The following is an 18,071-nucleotide window of genomic DNA, read 5'->3' on the forward strand; positions in this document are numbered from 1 at the left end:
ACTTCAGAACCAGTGAAGTCAGGATGATCAAGAGATCGCAGAGTGGCTCACTTTTCATCCGCCGTCCGTGGCCCTCGTTTCACCCGTTGCCGAGAGGAGTTCAGCCGCTCGCACTGAACGTTGACCAGGAGGCGAGCGAGTGCTGAGCGAGAAACCAGTTCGACGTCGGTCACCGCGGTACCCGATCATGCGCTTATGCCGCCGAGAGACACTCTTGCCCGAGCCGCAGCAGACCTGGCCGCCGGCCGGGTCCCCGTCACGCGCCAGCGCCTGCGCGGGCTGGTGTGTGTCCTTTCCGAACGACCTGATGCTTCGCCGCCGCCTGGCCGAGGTGTACCGACTGGGCAGAGACAGAACGCCTCGTAGCGCACCTCGAATCCACGCACGTACTGGGCTGAGGCAGCAGATACACCGGGCTCGCTGACTGCCGGGGCCGCGGTCAGCTCACGTTGCGTAGGCTCCCCTGCAGAAAGTTGCTTCCCGGACGCCATCACCCCACTGGGTCGGGTCGACCCGATTTGTCCATGCCTAGGGTCTTCCGAGCTCGGGCGATGGCAGCCCGGCGCTTTGTGCAGAGCGACCGCAGGGATGAGAGTTCGCTGGACGGAAGGTGCACGACCAGAGAGCGGCGCGCTGCCAGCGGAGATCTGATGCTCGCCGGCAACAGCACCACCAACTCCGACCTCGTCGCGTTGAACAGTAGGGGTCCCGAAGTGGCGGAAGCCCAATGCCTCCTGCGCCGCCATCACCTGACGCCGGGCGACGTGGACGGCTACTTCGGAAAGCGGACGGAAGCACAGGTGAAGACGCTGCAGCAACAGGACCACGTCTCCCCGGACGGAATCGTCGGGGAGCAGACATGGTCCTTGCTGCGCCACGTGGAGTGACCGTCTACCGCGGCGAGAAAGGAAAGCCCGAGCGATGAAGCACTTACCCGGGAGATCCCACTGGCGGACGTTGCCGCAGACCTTGCCCGCCGCGTACCGGGATCTGGTCAACGACCTGCGTCAGCTCAAGGACCGCAGCCGTCTGACTCTGACGGAGCTGGGACAGACGACCGCCATCAGCAAGTCGTCCTGGGAGCGCTATCTCAACGCCAAACAGTTCCCTCCCCGGCAAGCCGTGCAGGCGCTGTGCCGGGCGGCGCAGGTGAACGAGGAAGCCGTACTGTCTCGGTGGGAACGTGCGGACGCGGCATGGAACCGGCGCGGGCACACCGCATCCCCGGCCGAACCCGAGCCGGACCAGACCACCGCTCACCGTGACGGTGACGCCGACGACAGGGAGCCCAAAGCCACCCGCAGCTTCGTACATCGAGCGCTGCTCGCTGCTTCCGCACTGATCACCGCACGGCCCCGGGCCACCACGGCGGGAGTACTTTTCCTGTGTACGGCGATGCTCGCACCCGCCGCGATCATCCACACCTCCTATGAAACCGGCCCGGCGACCGCCGCGCGCCCACCCATCTGCCGACTACGCTCCTGCGAGGGCCGCGATCCGCTGACCACCTCATGCGAAGATCCCGTAACGGTGGGTTCGCGCACGGCGGCCGACGGCACCCGGCTGGAAATCCGACTCAGCCCAAGCTGTCAGGCCGGGTGGATACGCAGCTGGCCCACACACCGCGGTTTCCGTATCGAAATCACCAGCCCTGAAGGGCATGCTCAGGCAGCCACCGCTCCAACTGCCCTGCCAACGGCCGGAGAGATGGTCACCACCACCATGATCGCCTCTGCGCACGCCACGGGACTGCGGTGCTGCTACTACCCCTCGGCCGGCCGACCCGGCCGGGAGTGCTTCAATGCGGGTTCCTAGTACTCCAGCCGTAGATCGTGATCTTCATGCTTGAGTGGCTCGCAGCAGCGGTCCAGAGCGTGTGCATTCGAGGACGCGGCGGGAGTCGGCGTCGCGCTTGCCGCTTTCAGCGGATGCTGTCGACCGGCGCCGAGGGAGTGTCCGTGCCCTGCCTGACCAGGAGGACGAGTCGCTCTGCTTGAGTGGCGTCGGTGGCGGTCAGGGCGATCCCGTTGGCCAGGGCGAGTAGTTCCGATGCGTTGAGGTCGGCGCGGACGGTACCGGCGCTTTGTGCCCGGGTGAGCAGTGCGGACGCGGCTGGGTGCATCGAGTGGTGCCAGCGGTCGAACAGCGCGGAGCGCTGACCTGTGCGGTCATCGGTGATCGACAGCGCCAGTTCCCGCTTGGCTGCCACGTGTGCGATGAAATCCTGAAGCCAGCCGAAGAGGGCATCGCCGGCAGGATCCTCGGCCAGCAGGGACTGGCTCCGGGCGCAGAGCTCGGCCACTTCCTCGGAGTAGACGGCGATGATCAGTTCGCGGCGCGTCGGGAAGTGCCGATACATCGTGGCGTTGCCGACGCCGGCCCGGCGGGCGATGTCGTCGAGCGGGGCGTCGACGCCGTGGTCGTGGAAGACGTCCCTGGCCGCGGCCACGAGCAGGTCGTAGTTGCGCTGAGCGTCCGCGCGACGACGACGCTGGGGTGCCGAATGCGGATCAGGTCCGGCGCTCTGCGGTGGCATGACCCTCCTTGTTAACCGGGGACATCCCCGGTTACGGTAGCCGAACGCGGCAACCGGGGAGCTCCCCACTTGCTGCCTCATGTGCCCCCACCAGAGGAGATGCCGTATGCCGCAGGGAGCAGAGGACACCGCACACCCGGGGCCTGGAGAGATTCACCGGCGCGTCGTCGAGAGCGACGGGCGGATCCTGGAAGGCCGGCTCGATGAGGCCCTGGAACTGATCGACCCCGAGGTCGTCGACCACCGGGGAGGCACCCAAGGCGATCACCGAGGACGTGATGCCTGGCGGCAGAAGTGGGAGCGGATGAGCGCGGGCAGCGCGTTCCACGACGTCTCGGTGACGATCGAGCAGAACGTCGTCTGCGGCGACACCTCCGTCAACCGGTACACCAGCCGGGGCACCCACACGGACACCGGCCGACGCTACGAGGTCCTCAGCATGGACATGGTCCGCGTCCGCAACGGCCGAATCGTCGAGCACTGGGCCCTGCGCGACGCCGACGCCATGCGCGACCAGTTGGGCCTGTGAAGGACCCTCATACGTCTGGGGGTCAGATGATGGCCGTCGCACCCCATGGGAACCTCGCCCGATGGCAGGAGGCGTTCGACAACCTCATGGGCCGGGTTGCGGGGCGGTTCGCCCGGGTCGAACCCCGGCACCGGATGAGAAAGTTGGTGCTTGGACTGCTGTCCGACCTGCCGCGCAAGAACTGCTGGACCATCGCCGAGTGGGCCGGCGACACGACGCCGGACGGCATGCAGCACTTGCTGGGCAGGGCCAAGTGGGATGCCGATCAGGTCCGCGACGACGTACGCGCCTACGTGGTGGAGCACCTGCACGACGACCAGGCGGTGCTGGTCGTCGACGAGACCGGCGATGTGAAGAAGGGCACCGGCGCGGTCGGCGTCCAGCGCCAATACACCGGCACCGCCGGCCGGATCGAAAACTCCCAAGTCGCCGCCTACCTGATTTACGCAGGTCAGCGCGGCCACGCCGGGACCGGGAACACTACGTGCCGCGCTCCTGGACCTCCGACCCCGACCGCTGCCGCGCTGCGGGCCTTGCCGAGAAAACCACCTTCGCCACCAAGCCGGAACTGGCCGCTCGTATGGTCGCCCGGTTCCTGAACGCCGGCCATCAGGCTGCCTGGGTTGCCGGTGACGAGGTCTACGGCGGCAATCCGAAGCTGCGAACCGCACTGGAGGAACGCGGCACCGGCTACGTCCTCGCGGTGGCCTGCTCGCACGAAGTCACTACCGGTGCAGGGAAGTTCCGTGCGGACATCCTGGCCAAGAAGGTGCCCAAGCGCGCCTGGCAGAAGCTCTCCGCAGGGGCCGGGGCCAAGGGCCACCGGTTCTACCACTGGGCAGTCATCGACCTCCCCGACCCCCGACCCGGGAGTCGTCGGCTGCTGATCCGCCGCAACCGCAGCACCGGCGAACTCGCCTACTACCGCTGCTACTCGCCCGCACCCGAACCGCTGGCCGAGCTGGTGCGGGTCGCTGGATCACGGTGGAGGGTCGAGGAGTTCTTCCAGTCGGGCAAGGGCCTGGCCGCACTCGACGAGCACCAGGTCTGTGACTCCAATCGCTTGCTGGCGTCGATGTACCGGCGGTATTTGGCGTCTGCCTGTGAGTGCGGGCTGAGCGCTGAACAGCTGAGCGCCGTCGTCAGCCCGGCTGTCCGGGCGTGACGGCGGCGCTGCCCTTGTCGTCCAGGACCCAGATGTCGAGCTGGGTGTGGTCGTGGGGTCCGTCCGGGTGGTCTCCTCGTCGACACGGAGACAGTACGCGGAGGGGATTTCCTTCGGCCTACCGAGTGAGTTTTCGATCCGGCCCGTAGTAAAAGGTTGCTCCGCGGACAAGATCGTCGTGAGGCGCGGCAGCATGTCACCCGAACGAGTGTACGACCGCGCGCGATACCTGGAACTGCCGAGAGGTGACCGCCATGTCCTTCCTGGGGAAATCCCTTCGCGCTTTTCCCGCCGTCACCCTGGGAGTTGCACTTCTGGGAATGAGCGCCGACCCCGTGCAAGCGGTTCCAGTCGGGAACCAGAAAACACTGAAAACCGCCCGGGCTTCCGACAAATGGCGCGAGGCGGCCGTCCAGTACGCGGACGCCCACTGGAACTGGACCACATGGGACGACAGCACCCCCCGGGCGAAGGACGGCCAGGCACAGCCCTATTTCGAGTGCGCCGAGTTCGTCGCTCGTGCCCTTGCCGCGGGCGGCCTCGTCCCCGGACTGAAACCGGATGATCCTCAGGACTCCTACTACCACTACAAGGCACCGAATGGCAAGGAATACGATCTCCTGCTGATCTCGGACGTCTTCGGCTACCGAAACCTCTACGACTTCATCATGGACTACGATCTCGGCGCGGATGTCGGCGACGATCCCGCCAAGGCTCGGCCCGGCGACGTGGTGGTCATCTTCAACTCGGACTACTCGGACAAGCTGCACACGGGTCTCGTGGCGCAAGAGGTGAAAGGCGACGCGGATTCGACCGTCGACGCCCACAACAACGCGCACTACCGACGCGCGTACCAGAAATTCGACGCGAACGGATACGCCCACGTCATCCATATCGATCCAGGCGTGATCAAATCACAGAAGCCCGCCGTTCAGCCGCCCTCCGACCCGGACCTCATCCGATCCCACGCCAGTCACGCCCACCCCTCCTAGTACTCCAGCCGTAGATCGTTATGTGCCCTGGCCTTGGGGCTGTCTGCCGCTGGCGGAAACTCAGGTGGCCTCAGCGCACCATCTGGGTAGAGTCGGGCGGTGCCCGAGTTGAAACGGCTGCATGCTGGCCATGCCCCGGCGGTCCTGGCCTTCGAGCTGGCGAACCGCGCCTACTTCGCTGCCTCGGTCTCCGACCGCGGCGACGACTTCTTCGACCAGTTCACCGACCGGCACAGCGCCTCGCTGGCCGAGCAGGAGGCCGGCATCTGCGCCTTCTACGTGCTCGTCGCCGAGGACGGCTCGGTACTCGGCAGGTTCAACCTGTACGACTTGGAGGACGGCACTGCCAGACTCGGCTACCGGGTTGCGCAGCACGTCGCCGGCTGCGGCGTGGCGACCGCGACCGTCCGGGAGCTGTGCCGGCTGGCGGCGGCGCGGCACGGGCTGCGCACACTGCGGGCGGCCACCTCCCGCGAGAACGTCGCGTCCCAGAAGGTGCTGACCAAGGCCGGGTTCGTCCCGGTTGGCCCGGCCGACCCGGCCGACCTCGGCGGTGAGCCAGGCACCTGGTATCAGCGTGACCTAGCAGTCCAGCCGTAGAGCGTGATCTTGCTGGTGGACTGGCTGCGGGAAGGCTGCGGCCACCGCGGATCATCGGTGTGTGAAGACTAACGATCTTGCGGCGGCCACAGGTCACAGCGTAGACCCTGCCCGCTGGCAGGAGGCGTTCGAGGTCCTGATGTCCCGGATAGCGGGCCGGTTCGTGCGGGTTGAACCCCGGCGTCGGGTACGGGACCTGGTGATGGGGCTGCTGTCGGACCTGCCGCGCAAGAACTGCGATCGCCGAGCGGGGCGGGGAGGCGAGTCCGGACGGCATGCAGCACCTGCTCGGCCGGGCCCGGTGGGATGCCGACCGGGCGCGTGATGACGTGCGTGAGTATGTGCTGGAGCACCTGGGCGACGAGGATGCGGTGCTGGTGGTCGACGAGACCGGGGTCGCGAAGAAGGGCACGCACACCGTCGGTGTCCTGCGCCAGTACACCGGCACCGCCGGGAGGTTCGAAATCGCCCATGTCGCGGTCTACCTCGTCTACACAGGCCGCCGCGGGCATGCGGCGGTGGACCGTGAGCTGTACATTCCGCGCTCGTGGACGTGCGACCCGGACCGCTGCCGGGCAGCGGGACTGGGTCAGGACGTCGCCTTCGCGACCAAGCCGGAGCTGGCCGCCCGCATGATCGGCCGGTTCCTGGGCGCCGGGCGCCGCGTCGGCTGGGTCGCGGGGGACGAGGTCTACGGCGGTAACCCGAAGCTGCGGGCCGTGTTGGAACAGCGTGGAGTCGGCTACGTGCTCGTAGTCGCCTGCTCCCATGAAGTAGCCACCGGTGCCGGGAAGTTCCGCGCGGATGCCTTGGCCGTGAAGGTGCCCAGGTGAGCCTGGCAGAAGCTGTCGTGGGGCCGGTCTGCGCCCCTTCCCGGCACGCGAACCTGTACCCCTCCTCCGACCAGTACGCCGAGACGGACATGATCGAGCACCTCGTGCAGGACGGCTACGCGGTCGTCGGCACGGACTACCCGGGGCTGGGCTTCCCTGACACGGTGGAGAACTTCCCCCAGACAGATCTCGAGAGCCGGTCCGTGATCGACGCTGTTGTGGCAGCGCGACAGGCGTCGACACAGCTCGGGCGACAGTGGTTCGCCGTGGGCCACTCGCAGGGAGGGACGCCGGTCTTGAGGGTCGGCGAGGACGCGGCCCGGTGGGCACCGGGGCTGCGCTTCCTGGGCACCGTGGCACTCGCGCCGCCCAGCCACTTCGCAGCGGTCATGGACCTGATGGGCGCCGCCCGGCCGCCGGTCAACGTGGGGCTGGCCGTGCTGGGTTCGTACATCGCGGTGGGAGCGCACCTGTACTCACCGCGCATCCAGTACACGAACGTCCTGGCACCGGAACTCGCCGCGCAGATCCCTCTGGCGAAGAAGCTCCCCGCCTACGAACTCGACATCTACCTGAACAACGTGCAGTTGCAGCGCATCGGGAATCCCAACTGGGCCAGCAACGCGACGCTGCGCCGGTTCATCGACAGCCTCGAACCGGCCAAGGGCCGATCCGCCGGGCCGATCCTGCTTCTGCAGGGCGAACGGGACCAGACGGTTCCCTTCGAGGTCACGACCGCGCTCAACAAGGAACTCTGCGACCTCGGCGACGTCGTGGAGTACCGCATCTACGCCGACGCCAACCACGAGAGCGTACTGAGCGCCTCCTACAAGGACGTGGTGGCGTGGCTGCGCGACCGGCTGCAGGGGCAACCGGCCCCGTCGACCTGCCAACCGCGTGCAGCCCATTGACGGCATAGCGCCCGGTGACAACCGGACAGCCCCGGAGCCTTCCCCTGATCGTCGGCGGACCGCCCGGGGCTTCGCCGTGTCGACCGTCAGACGTTCCGATGTCCGCCGAACGAGAGCCGGCCGGTGACGCAGGCGTCATCGGCATCCCAGCAAGGTCTCCACCCACGATTCCAAGCCGGTTCGCCCTGCCCTGCGGGCGCAACGGAGCGTCCGAGAAGGTTCGGGTGAAGTTCTCCCCCGTCAAAGGTGTCTCGATTGGGCGGTACTGCACAGTGCACGACGGATCGGAAGTGCGGTGGCAAGGACGAACACCCCGAAGAAGATCATGTCGCGGTCGGCCTGCCAGTAGGCTGGGGCCGCTGCGGCACCCCCACCATCATCCGTCCCTTCGCAGGGACATGGCCTGCAGCGGTCGAGTCGTCTCACTGCGTGAGGATGAAGTAACAGGTGCTGATAGCGGGCCGGTACCGGCTGCAAACCACCATCGGACGGGGCGCGATGGGAGAGGTTCGGCGGGCGTACGACGAGATACTCGGCAGACCAGTGGCAGTCAAGCTCCTGCTCGCCCAGAACTCCGACCCCACCGCCTCCTCTCGCTTCCGCCTGGAGGCCCAGACCGCAGGCCGGCTCAGCCACCCCCATGTGGTCGGCGTCCTCGACTTCGGCGAGCAGGAGGGTCGTCTGTTCCTGGTGATGGAGCTGATCGAGGGCGACAGCCTCGCCCGCGTGCTCTCCCAAGCGGGATCGCTGCCGGCCGAGGAGGTGGCCCTCATCGCCGCCCAGGCGGCCGCAGGGCTCGCCGTCGCACACGAACAGGGCATCGTGCATCGGGACATCAAGCCCGGCAACCTTCTTCTCGACGCCGACGGGTCCGTGAAGATCGGCGACTTCGGCATAGCGCGCTTCGTGGACGACCCGGGTGCCGCACTCACCGCGACCGGTCAGATCGTCGGGACCAGCCTGTACCTCGCCCCCGAGCGCGCCCTCGGCAAGCCCGCGGGACCGGCGTCCGACGTGTACTCGCTCGGCTGCCTGCTCTACCAACTCCTCACCGGGCGACCGCCGTTCCACGCCGACAGCGCCGTCGCGATCCTCCACCACCACCTCGACACGCCCCCCAGATCACCGCGGGAGCTCGGCGTCGGTCTGCCGCCCGCCTTCGAGAACTACCTGCTCGGTCTCCTCGCCAAGCGGCCCGAAGACCGCCCCTCGGCACGTCAGACGGCCGAATGGTTCGCCGCAGGTGCCTGGCGGGGACACCCCGCGCCCCTCCCGGCAGCCGCGCCGCTCACCGAGCCGGAGGTGCCACGTTCGACCGCCTTGGGGGCGGTCGCAGGGCCCGGAGCGAACACGGCCGGCGCGGCCCCCGGCTCCGCGACCACGTACGCCTTCCCGTCCGCCGTTGGCAGCACCGCTGGGGCCCACCGGACGCCGCGTCGGCAGCGAAGGGGACTCCGCGCCTTCGTCGTACACCGGTCGAAGACGGTGAGCGCCGTCGCCGCACTGGTGGTCTTCCTCGCGGCGCTGCTGGTCGGTATGGCGTGGTTCTCCCCCGACCACAGCTCGGCAGAGACACCACCGACAGATCCGTCTCGCACCACGAGCCCCGCCCCGGCCACGTCCTCGACCCTGAGCACTCCCTCGACCGGTGGTGAGGAGCCCGGCAACAACGGAGACGACGGCTCGGATGGGCACCAGGACACCCGGAAGGGAAAGAACGGGCACAGCAAGGGCGACAAGGGCTGAACCCGCGTCACAGCACTCGCCGAAAACCCGGCAACCGACGCAGCCCGGCAGCAAGCAGGAAGGCGAGCGGTACGACGCCGGCGGACACCGTGGCCCACGCGGTTGCCGCGGACAGGCCGCGCCCCGCGAGGTAGTACTGCACCGTCACAACGAGCGGGAGATGGACGATGCAGACGGCGTAGGCATCGGAAGCCAACTCACGTGAGACACGTCCGCCGCCGGTGACGGCCTGGCGGAACAGCGTGAGCAGACCGACCCCCAGGGACACACAGAACGCTCTCGTACGCCGCCCACAGCGCGGAGGGAGCGTTGAGTCCGCCCGGCCCGAAGCAGGGCGCGTCGACACCGACGGCGAACAGGACTGTCACTCCGACCAGCCCGCCGGTCAGCCACACCCAGCCGGTGCGGGCGTCGAATCGTTCGAGCCAGCCGTGCCGATGGGCCGGCACACCCAGGGTGAAGGAGGCGGCGTACTGCGGGAGTCGGGCGGGCTCGACCTGGTTAGAAAGTCCAGAAACGGGACCCAGGTGCCCAGCGGATAGCGCAGGCGGACGACGAAGGTGGCGGCGGCGATCGCAGCGGTGAGCCAGAGAAGGGTCCGGTGGCCCGGGACCGGGCGTCCACGGCGCATACGGCCAGGTCGACGCCAGAAGAGACGGGCCCCTTGGCGGCACAGCACGTACAACACGCTGTAGGCGAGAAGGTTCTGAATGAACCACAGGTGCGCGAACTGCAGGTCCGGCCAGGACGGGCCGGTCCAGTCGGCGGGCTTGACGCCCAGGCCCAGGTAGACGTCGGTGAAGTAGCGGGGGAAGGAGATGGGCGGATAGCCGCGGTAGTGGACGTAGTGCTGGATTCCTCTTTCGCTGGGCATACGTCCTGGTGGCGGGGTAGTTGACGGTGCTCGGGGGCGGGTGCTGGAGGATGGTTTTACGGGCACGGCCGGGGTGTGACGAGGACGAACGGGCAGTCGTTCGCCGGTTGTCTCGGGCGCGGAAGGCGTCGCGGGATGCTGTGATGCGGGCTCGGATGATCGAGCTGAGCTGGTCGGGGCTGCGGGTGCCGACAATCGCTGTGGAGCTGGACTGCAGCCAGAAAACGGTTCGCTGCCGGCTGCACCGCTTCAACCGCTTGGGCCTGCAAGGGCTGGAGGATCTGGGCGGGCAGGGCCGCAAGCAGCGGATCACCGAAGAGGAACGATCCCGAATCATCTCCCTGGTCAAGACCGTGCCGCCGGGGCGACTGCGGTGGGAGCCCGTCGGGGAACTGTGGGCCTTCGATGAGTCCGGGCCGTCCGAGTGGACCCTGGTTTCCTCTCGCCCGGTGAGAAGATCGCCAAACCCCGGTACGAGCGCCGTGACCGTGCCGCTCTGGCCAAGGAGCAGCGTCGTCTTGCGAAGAAGGAGAAGGGCTCGGCGAACCGGGCCAGGGCCCGGCTGAAGGTCGCAAAGGTCCATGCGCGGATCGCTGACCGGCGCCGCGACACGCTGCACAAGATCACCACTCGGCTCGTCCGTGAAAACCAAACGATCGTGATCGAGGACCTGACCGTGCGCAACATGGTCAAGAACCGGAAATTGGCCCGCGCAATCAGTGACGCGGCGTGGAGCGAGTTCCGGAGCATGCTGGAGAACAAAGCCCAGTGGTACGGCCGCGAAGTGATCGCCGTGGACCGGTGGTTCCCCTCCTCCAGGCTGTGCTCCGCCTGCGGCACGACCCACGACCGCGACGTGAACGCGACGCACAACCTTCTGGCTGCCGGACTGGCGGTGACAGTCTGTGGAGCTGGTGCAAGACCTCAACGGAGTACTCCGGACAGACAGTCGGCAACGAAGCAGAAACCCTCACGGCGCGAGCCGTAAGAATCCCCCTCCTTCAGGAAGGGGAGAAGTCAAGAAGAACGCTCCGTCGAACGCGGACAGCGCGGCTGGCGCGCGGCTGGCCCTCGACGTACCACCAGTCGGCGGGACCGCACGCCTGCGCGGCGTGGTGCAGCACGACCAGGACGGTCAGGGCGATGCGAAGGTTGTCCAGCCAGGCGAGGCGGTGCGTGGGACGGCCGGGCGCCTGGGGCGGTAAGGAGAACGAGGAAGTATGCATGTGTTCAGTCTTGTAAACACACGAATCCAGCATTTACCGCGGTGGTCGCTCTCGGTCGCGGCATCCGATGCGTGGTGCTGGAGCTCGTGGGCCGGTCGTCGGCGGGTGTGGGCCGAACGGCCCACGGCGCCGGCCACCTGCCCGCGGAAGGCTGGAAAGCAGACAAGCCGGCGGCCCCGGTCCGGCGGTCGTCGGCAGGAACCCGACCGCAGAGGTGAGGACCATGATCCGTAGACATACGCGTGCTGCCTCTGTGGCGGCCCTGGCCCTGGCTGGCGCCGTGGCCATCGGCGGGTGCGGCGGGAACGGCAGCACCTCCATCGGTGGGCCCGCCAGTCATACGCCCGCCGTCTCGGCCAGCCCCATCGCGCCGGGCAGCGGCGCACCGACCGTTCCCGACGGCGCTCCCTCTCCGGCCGGCCCGACCAGCGGGTGGGGACCGGACATGTGGAACGGAAATTCGGGTTCCAGCATGATGGGCGGCGACGGGGGCTCGTGGGGGCCCGGCATGATGGGCAACGGCATGATGGGCAACTGGTGGCTGCCAGGCAACGGCACCCGGGTGCAGACCCTCGACCAGGCCCGCCAGCGGGCGAAGGAGTTCGCCGACCGGCTCGGCCTCCGGGTCGGCGAGATCATGCACTTCTCCCGCAACTTCTACGCCGAACTGCGGACCACCGACGGCCACCCGGCCACTGAGGCCCTGGTCAACCCCACCGACGGCGCCGTACAGATCGAGTACGGGCCCGCGATGATGTGGAATACCGACTACGGCATGCACTACGGCAGCCGAAGCCAGGCCCGGATCTCGGCCACACAGGCCCGGCGCATCGCCCAGCAGTGGCTCCGCGGCCACAGCAACACACTGACCGTTGGCGAACCGGAGCCCTACCCCGGCTACTACACCCTGCACACCATGCGGGACGGAAAGATCACCGGCATGCTGTCGGTCAATGCCTCCACCGGCCAGGTCTGGTACCACACCTGGCACGGCACCTACATCGCCACCAGCCAGCGGTAACCCACAGCCACAGTCTCCATGGGCTGCGGAAGGGGAGCCCTAGGTGACGGCGGAGGACCCCGACGGTCAAACCGCCGACGCCGTCGTCACCACCGTGCTGCCATCGTGGAAGCCGCTCCGAAGCCGTGATCCACTTTGTCAATGCCCGACCTCATGGCCCGCCGCCTCACCGGCGACGCGACCGTCTCCAGGCGCGACCCGACACCTCGGAATCAAACACCGATTCCAGGATGAAACATCGGGAGAAAACGACCTCTCAGTGGACGTCTGAAAAGCCTGTCAGCGGGGCACTTTTGCGAGTCTCCGTGGGAGCAGCATGGCCATGGCGAGGTAGCCGAGTTGACGCGGAGGTATTCGTAGTCCTTGGACAGGCGTCGGCACCGTCCCAGCCAGGCGAACGTCCGCTCTACCACCCGCCGACGTGGGACGACGCCCGAGCTGGCCGGGACGGGATGGGCCGGAGCTGGCGGGATGGCGCTCAGAGGAACCTGAGAGGTTCCTGTGCCAGGCTGGCGCGCCCGAACACGCGGACGCACGAGAGGGCTCCCCCGAAGACCCGATCCGGGTTCGCGTCCCCCCACGGTCGCCCCTGGAGGAGCGCCTGATGAGTTTGATCAACGGCCTGCCCGCGCACGTGCTGCTGGTCCATGCCGTCGTTGTCCTGGTCCCGCTCAGCGCGCTGACGCTCGTGATATGCGCGCTGTGGCCGCAGGCCGCCCGGCGGCTCGGACTGGCACTGCCGCTGCTCGCCCTGGTCACGCTGGCGACCGTGCCGCTGGCCACCCAGGCCGGGGAGTGGCTGGAGCGACACGTGGACAGCGACCCGCTGGTGCGGCGGCACGCCGAACTGGGCGACGGAATGCTGCCCTGGGCGCTGGGCCTGTTCGTGCTGGCGGCCGGCGTGTGGTGGATCTCCCGCCGTACGGGCGCGCCGCAGTCGCGGGAGCTTTCCGGGGCTCGGTCGGGAGCGCGGTCGGGGTCGGTCCTCCACGTCGCCGCGGCCGTCCTGTCCGTGGTGGTGGCCGCGGGCGCGGTCGTCGACGTGTACCGGATCGGCGACTCGGGCGCGAAGGCCGCCTGGCACGACGCGTACTCCAAGACCGCCACGAAGTCGAGCGACGGAGACTGACCGACGAAACTGGCCGACCCAGCGCGGCCCGCCCGGAAACCCTCCGGCCGGGCGGCACCCGCATGTGAGGCGGGTGGCTGCACGAGGCGCTGTGACTGATGACGCAGCCCTGGCCAGCGTCGGCGCCGCTACGGCCGGGAGGGCGGCTGTACGGCCGCGTGCCGGACGTTCACCCGGCGAGCGTGCGAGACTGGAAGGGTTATGCCGAAGCCCGGAGAACTGAGCTGACGTGCGCTGATCCCGCCCACCGGAAGCCGTATCGGGTGAGTGTCTAACTGCGTGACAACGCCGACGAACAACTGCAGGCGACCGCAGGCGATCAGTGCAGGCGAGAGGCACACCAACCCAAGGCGGCGCCCCCGCCCAGGTTGCTTCGGGACGAAACCGTCCTCGTGCCACAGCCGTGCCACATCGTGCGGTCAACCACGGTCAACGACGGCTCACCACAGTCGAGATACGCCGTGCACCTGGGCAGCGGCTACAGCCGAAGCGACCTGGGGAACTCCGCCGTCGACCACGTCCGCCCTTACAAGGCGGCGGTTCACGAGTCTCCGGCGGACAGACCATGCGCTCCCAGGGGCGATCACGGCCACGTCCGCGGGCGCACGAATTTTCAAGATTAGGACGAGATGTGGACAGGGATCGAGTGCCCCGCTCATGCGTCCCATAAAGGGCCTGGTCAAGCGGGATTTGAGAGCCTGATCTTGAGGGGACTGTAAATCTGTCGCCTAGCTGCAGGAGTCGCAGTCGCCAGTTGCCGGGAGCTGGACGAAGCCGGCGTGGCATACAGGCGGCGGCTCAGCAGTTCGGGCGCGCCGCCGCTCGATGGTCGCTTGGTACCTGGGAGCGAGGGCGGGCACCCCTGCGCCTTGGGCGGGCCGGGTCAGTGGCCCCGCTCCCGACAGTCATGTCACCCGAATGGCGCAACATGATGTGCCACCCGTATGGGTGAAGATCAAGATGGCTAGTGCCGCAATCGAGGCAATCCGTGAAAGGGGAACCAAATGCGCATTCGACGAATCCTCGCCGCCGTCATCGCCACGGCGGCCCTCGCCGGACTCGGCCTCACAGGCGCCGCCACCGCCACCGCCGCCACACCCAGCCCTGGTCGGTGGGTCACCCCTGATCAGTGCAGGGAGGGCGGCGGAAAGCAAGAGGGCTTCGACTGCGTGGGCGGTACATACGACGGCCGGGGGGTCGACTAAACCCCACAAGGCGCCCCGCGGCCACGCGCTGCGGGGCGCTCCCGCGCGAGCGTAGCCGGGAGAGTCGCAGGGACTGTGCCGACCCGTCGGACACGCCCTGGACGCCATCCGATCCCGGCCTCGGTCTGAGGCCGGTTGGCGCGTGGCAAGTCGAGGGAGTCCACGCAGCAACAAGGTTCCGCCCGAACGCGAGGGCGACGCTTCCGGGTGCATCGTGGGGCACGTGTGGGGCACGGAGCGGCGCACTGCGGGAACGGTCAGCTCAGCGCGGAGTGATCGCGCGGTCTGTAAATCTCCCGGGTCCAGAGCTGGGCCGTCCTCGGGCCGTGCGGGGGCGACCAGCGACAACCGCCAACGGCCAACAACGACTAAAGGGGGCGCGGCAGATTGCCGCGCCCCCTTGCTACGTCTGCCCTGCTAGCCCCAGGTGTCCAGCCACATCCGCGACCGCCACTGGTCTATCAGGCCGCGCAGGCGGTGGTGACGGAATACGCGGCGCGTGAGGGCGTGAGCATGTCGCGGCAGGAGGTCGAGTGGGCTGTGAAGAGGGCCGTACGACCCCCGGCGTCGGAGGGCTGACGGCGCTACTCCGTGTCCGGCCAGACGGCCAGCGTGCGAGCCTCGGCCTCGTCGACCAGTGTGAGGCGTGCGTCGGGGATGGTGCCGTACTCACCCACCCAGGACACGAACTTGCCTCGCGCGACTGCGTCGTTCTCCCACCAGCCGTGCATGACCGGGCGGCCAGTGGAGGACACCGTGAGGTGGAAGCGCTCCCGGTCAGGGGCGGTGCTGGTCATGTGAGCCTGATCCCGCGCGGCCTGTGAGGTTCGCGGGCGATGTACCCGAGCGCTTCGATCCGTCCCAGGTGGTAGTGCACGGAGGCGCGGCTGCGCATGCCCACATGCTCGCCGATCTCCTGCACGGTCGGGGATTCACCTCGTTCCGCGATCGACTCGCGGATGCAGCGCAGGATGTGCTGTTCCTGGATGCTGGTGAGGTAGTCGACCCTGTGGTTCGTATCCAAATTGGATCGCGTGTTTGAATTCTGCGGCAAGGTGACCGCACCGGTTTGTTCGGCGGCACCGGCATGTCGACCTGTTCAGCACACGGCCGGTGACTGACGAGGGCAGGGCCACCTCAAAGAGTCCGAGGGGCGGCGGTGAACGGCGGCTCCCGGGGTCTCTGGCTGGATCGCTTAGCGCTCCGCACGGCCGGCGGACATGGGCTCGTGGACGAAACCGCAGCTCCGAGCCCCGTGACGTGACGGCAGTCTTTGACGGCAACACCGGTGCACATTGCCGTATCGGGAGAACCAGCCGCTCACCTCGCAAGCCAGGCCGGATGGCATCACCCCTGGTCGTTGGGCTGTTGGGGGGAACTTGCAGGGCAATGTGCACGTAGAACATGCGCCTTCGATCCGTGAGCGATACCCGGTGCAAGCAATAGTGAATCGTGTCAGGTCGAATCAAATCACCTATCAGTGCATAAGCTGACGCACGGTCACAGGAAGTGACAGCGGTTTGCTTTCGGCGCTATCGGAGCGACTGAGGCAAAGCCGCGCGAGTGCGCGAGGCGGAGGTGCCGGTGATCAGGCGCGTGAGAAGACAGACTGGACTGTTCCGCAGTCCGCGACCCGAGAAGAGCGGGCTTCGGTCGCGGCCACGGGAGTGGGTGCGGGTGCGGGTCTGTATGGCGGGACTTGCCGTGTTGGCGGGAATGGTCTTGCCAGCCGTCGCGTCGTCCCCGGCCGTCGCCGCCGCGCCCCAGGCGTTCGTGACCTACGTCGCCAACTTCGGAAGCAGCACTGTGTCGGTGATCGACACGACCACGAACACAGTCACCACTACCGTTCCAGTTGGCACCCAGCCGGCCGGTGTGGCGATCACTCCCGATGGCAAGCATGCGTACGTGACCAACTTCGGGGATGACACGGTGTCGGTCATCGATACGACCACGAACACCGTCACCGCTACCATCCCGGTCAATGACGGCCCGCGGGGTGTGGCGATCACCCCGGACGGCCTGCACGCCTACGTCACCAACCAAAACGTAGCCGTGGCGGATGTGATCGACACAACCACGAACACCGTCACCGCTACCGTCCCCGTCGGTGCAGCCCCGTTCGGCGTCGCGATCGCCCCGGACGGCCTGCACGCCTACGTCACCAACGGCCTGAGTGGCACGGTGTCGGTGATCGACACGACCACGAACACGGTCACGGCTACCGTCACTGTCGGGACCGATCCGCGGGGTGTGGCGATCACCCCGGACGGCCTGCACGCTTACGTCGACAATTCGAGCAGTGGCACAGTGTCGGTGATCGACACCACCACGAACACTGTCAGCGCTACCGTCACTGTCGCAACCGGACCGGTTGCTGTCGCGATCACTCCGGACGGCCTACACGCCTATGTGACCGGGGGTTCAGGCAGAGCGTCCGTGATCAATACCAGCACCAACACCGTCTCCACCACCTTCGTTGTCGGAAACGACCCATTCGGCATCGCGATCACCCCGGACGGCCTGCACGCCTACGTGGCCAACTTCCTGGACAACCGAGCCGCCGTAATCAACACGACCACGAACACCGTCGCTACCACCGTCCCCGTCGGTACCGAGCCAATCGCTGTCGCGATCGCACCGAGGCCAGGGCCCTCCTTGACCATCACCAAGACCCACACCGGGAACTTCACCCCAGGCAGGGTGGGCGTCTACACCATCGCCGTCGGCAACAACGGGTCTGCCCCGACCGACGGCACCACGGTCACCGTTCACGACACCCTCCCGGCAGGACTCACCGCTGCCGCCATCACCGGCAACGGCTGGCGCTGTACCCAGTCGACTCTCACCTGCACCCGCAGCAACGCGCTGGCCGTCGGGAGCAGCTATCCGCCCATCACCCTGAGGGTCCGCGTCGCCCGCACCGCCACCGGCACGGTCACCAACACCGCCACCGTCACCGGAGGCGGCGACACCACCACCCACACCGCCACCGACCCCACCGTCATCGACCCGGATCCTTGGTACCACCCCAATCACGCCCACGGCTGGTGGTGGTGACAACACCACACCCGCCCGGCACGACGGCAACGACTCGGACGTGTTGCTGTACAGCAGCGAAGTACAGCAACCCCAGCAACCGACCATGGCCGACAGCCACCTCGAGGAACCGAACGGCAGCCTCTACGACCCTCGTTGACCCATCTCTATAGAGCTACGGATCAGAAGGTTGCAGGTTCGAATCCTGCCGAGTGCACACAGGTTAAGAGCCCTGGGAGATCGTCCCAGGGCCCTTTTCGTTGTA

The 18,071-nt window shown here is 67.7% G+C and carries 17 protein-coding genes and 6 pseudogenes; 16 read left to right on the forward strand and 7 right to left on the reverse strand.

Annotation, left to right across the window (positions count from 1 at the left end; all coding sequences use genetic code 11):
• Window positions 1-195 precede the first annotated feature (195 nt).
• The 3 genes and pseudogenes from ACFVWD_RS52760 to ACFVWD_RS52770 all read left to right on the forward strand — a co-directional run.
• A pseudogene (locus tag ACFVWD_RS52760) lies at window positions 196-352 on the forward strand (DUF6584 family protein); the annotation flags it as partial.
• A gap of 298 nt (window positions 353-650) precedes the next feature.
• On the forward strand, window positions 651-887 hold the full coding sequence (locus ACFVWD_RS52765) for a peptidoglycan-binding protein (protein WP_389605868.1): 237 nt from the start codon (window positions 651-653) through the stop codon (window positions 885-887).
• 34 nt (window positions 888-921) lie between these two features.
• Window positions 922-1,815 carry a helix-turn-helix domain-containing protein gene (locus tag ACFVWD_RS52770; protein ID WP_389605869.1) on the forward strand — a complete coding sequence of 298 codons (894 nt, stop codon included), beginning with the start codon at window positions 922-924 and terminating at the stop codon, window positions 1,813-1,815.
• Between the two features lie 106 nt (window positions 1,816-1,921).
• Here ACFVWD_RS52770 and ACFVWD_RS52775 read toward each other — a convergent pair whose 3' ends face one another.
• The gene (locus ACFVWD_RS52775) at window positions 1,922-2,536 is read right to left on the reverse strand and encodes a TetR/AcrR family transcriptional regulator (RefSeq protein ID WP_389605871.1); all 615 of its coding nucleotides are present in this window, start codon (window positions 2,534-2,536) and stop codon (window positions 1,922-1,924) included.
• 106 nt (window positions 2,537-2,642) lie between these two features.
• On the opposite strand from ACFVWD_RS52775, the gene ACFVWD_RS52780 reads away from it, so the two are divergent.
• The 7 genes and pseudogenes from ACFVWD_RS52780 (at window position 2,643) to ACFVWD_RS52810 (ending at window position 9,312) form a co-directional block, all read left to right on the forward strand.
• Entirely contained in the window at window positions 2,643-3,065 is a 423-nt protein-coding gene (locus ACFVWD_RS52780; protein ID WP_389605872.1) for an ester cyclase, read from the forward strand.
• 86 nt (window positions 3,066-3,151) lie between these two features.
• Window positions 3,152-4,230: pseudogene (locus ACFVWD_RS52785) on the forward strand (IS701 family transposase).
• A 254-nt stretch (window positions 4,231-4,484) separates the two neighbouring features.
• The gene (locus ACFVWD_RS52790; protein ID WP_389605873.1) at window positions 4,485-5,222 is read left to right on the forward strand and encodes a hypothetical protein; all 738 of its coding nucleotides are present in this window, start codon (window positions 4,485-4,487) and stop codon (window positions 5,220-5,222) included.
• A gap of 99 nt (window positions 5,223-5,321) precedes the next feature.
• Entirely contained in the window at window positions 5,322-5,822 is a 501-nt protein-coding gene (locus tag ACFVWD_RS52795; RefSeq protein ID WP_389605875.1) for a GNAT family N-acetyltransferase, read from the forward strand.
• A gap of 139 nt (window positions 5,823-5,961) precedes the next feature.
• Window positions 5,962-6,652, forward strand: a pseudogene (locus ACFVWD_RS52800) (IS701 family transposase); the annotation flags it as partial.
• Window positions 6,652-7,566, forward strand: a complete 915-nt coding sequence (locus ACFVWD_RS52805) for an alpha/beta hydrolase (RefSeq protein WP_389605877.1) — start codon at window positions 6,652-6,654, stop codon at window positions 7,564-7,566. The pseudogene ACFVWD_RS52800 and the gene ACFVWD_RS52805, both read left to right, overlap by 1 nt.
• 447 nt (window positions 7,567-8,013) lie before the next feature.
• Window positions 8,014-9,312: a serine/threonine-protein kinase gene (locus ACFVWD_RS52810; protein ID WP_389605878.1), complete on the forward strand. Its 1,299-nt coding sequence runs from the start codon at window positions 8,014-8,016 to the stop codon at window positions 9,310-9,312.
• 7 nt (window positions 9,313-9,319) lie between these two features.
• Here the strand turns inward: ACFVWD_RS52810 and ACFVWD_RS52815 are convergent, their stop codons facing one another.
• The gene (locus tag ACFVWD_RS52815; RefSeq protein WP_389605880.1) at window positions 9,320-9,580 is read right to left on the reverse strand and encodes an acyltransferase; all 261 of its coding nucleotides are present in this window, start codon (window positions 9,578-9,580) and stop codon (window positions 9,320-9,322) included.
• Window positions 9,581-9,697: 117 nt separating this feature from the next.
• Complete coding sequence (locus ACFVWD_RS52820; protein WP_389605881.1) at window positions 9,698-10,186, reverse strand: hypothetical protein; 489 nt, start codon at window positions 10,184-10,186, stop codon at window positions 9,698-9,700.
• A 143-nt stretch (window positions 10,187-10,329) separates the two neighbouring features.
• On the opposite strand from ACFVWD_RS52820, the pseudogene ACFVWD_RS52825 reads away from it, so the two are divergent.
• Both ACFVWD_RS52825 and ACFVWD_RS52830 read left to right on the forward strand, forming a co-directional pair.
• Window positions 10,330-10,557, forward strand: a pseudogene (locus ACFVWD_RS52825) (helix-turn-helix domain-containing protein); the annotation flags it as partial.
• A 44-nt stretch (window positions 10,558-10,601) separates the two neighbouring features.
• Window positions 10,602-11,174, forward strand: a pseudogene (locus ACFVWD_RS52830) (RNA-guided endonuclease TnpB family protein); the annotation flags it as partial.
• Between the two features lie 13 nt (window positions 11,175-11,187).
• Here the strand turns inward: ACFVWD_RS52830 and ACFVWD_RS52835 are convergent.
• A complete protein-coding gene (locus tag ACFVWD_RS52835; protein ID WP_389605882.1) occupies window positions 11,188-11,412 on the reverse strand; it encodes a hypothetical protein in 225 nt (74 codons plus the stop codon).
• Window positions 11,413-11,635: 223 nt separating this feature from the next.
• Between ACFVWD_RS52835 and ACFVWD_RS52840 the strand changes: the two genes are divergently transcribed.
• Complete coding sequence (locus ACFVWD_RS52840) at window positions 11,636-12,433, forward strand: hypothetical protein (RefSeq protein WP_389605884.1); 798 nt, start codon at window positions 11,636-11,638, stop codon at window positions 12,431-12,433.
• Between the two features lie 212 nt (window positions 12,434-12,645).
• Here the strand turns inward: ACFVWD_RS52840 and ACFVWD_RS52845 are convergent.
• Window positions 12,646-12,864, reverse strand: a pseudogene (locus ACFVWD_RS52845) (hypothetical protein); the annotation flags it as partial.
• A gap of 173 nt (window positions 12,865-13,037) precedes the next feature.
• Between ACFVWD_RS52845 and ACFVWD_RS52850 the strand changes: the two are divergent.
• Window positions 13,038-13,562 (forward strand): DUF2231 domain-containing protein, encoded by a 525-nt coding sequence (locus tag ACFVWD_RS52850; protein WP_266633855.1) that lies wholly within the window; start codon window positions 13,038-13,040, stop codon window positions 13,560-13,562.
• 1,004 nt (window positions 13,563-14,566) lie between these two features.
• Window positions 14,567-14,767 (forward strand): hypothetical protein, encoded by a 201-nt coding sequence (locus ACFVWD_RS52855; protein ID WP_382359681.1) that lies wholly within the window; start codon window positions 14,567-14,569, stop codon window positions 14,765-14,767.
• 584 nt (window positions 14,768-15,351) lie between these two features.
• Here the strand turns inward: ACFVWD_RS52855 and ACFVWD_RS52860 are convergent.
• Window positions 15,352-15,564, reverse strand: coding sequence for a hypothetical protein (locus ACFVWD_RS52860; RefSeq protein ID WP_389605885.1), 213 nt, complete (start codon window positions 15,562-15,564; stop codon window positions 15,352-15,354).
• The gene (locus tag ACFVWD_RS52865) at window positions 15,561-15,791 is read right to left on the reverse strand and encodes a LexA family protein (protein ID WP_389605886.1); all 231 of its coding nucleotides are present in this window, start codon (window positions 15,789-15,791) and stop codon (window positions 15,561-15,563) included. The genes ACFVWD_RS52860 and ACFVWD_RS52865 overlap by 4 nt, the downstream gene beginning before the upstream one ends.
• A gap of 653 nt (window positions 15,792-16,444) precedes the next feature.
• Here ACFVWD_RS52865 and ACFVWD_RS52870 point away from each other — a divergent pair.
• Window positions 16,445-17,827, forward strand: coding sequence for a beta-propeller fold lactonase family protein (locus ACFVWD_RS52870; RefSeq protein WP_389605887.1), 1,383 nt, complete (start codon window positions 16,445-16,447; stop codon window positions 17,825-17,827).
• Window positions 17,828-18,071 lie beyond the last annotated feature (244 nt).

This window comes from Streptomyces sp. NPDC058086, assembly GCF_042885015.1.
Taxonomy (GTDB): Bacteria; Actinomycetota; Actinomycetes; order Streptomycetales; family Streptomycetaceae; genus Streptomyces.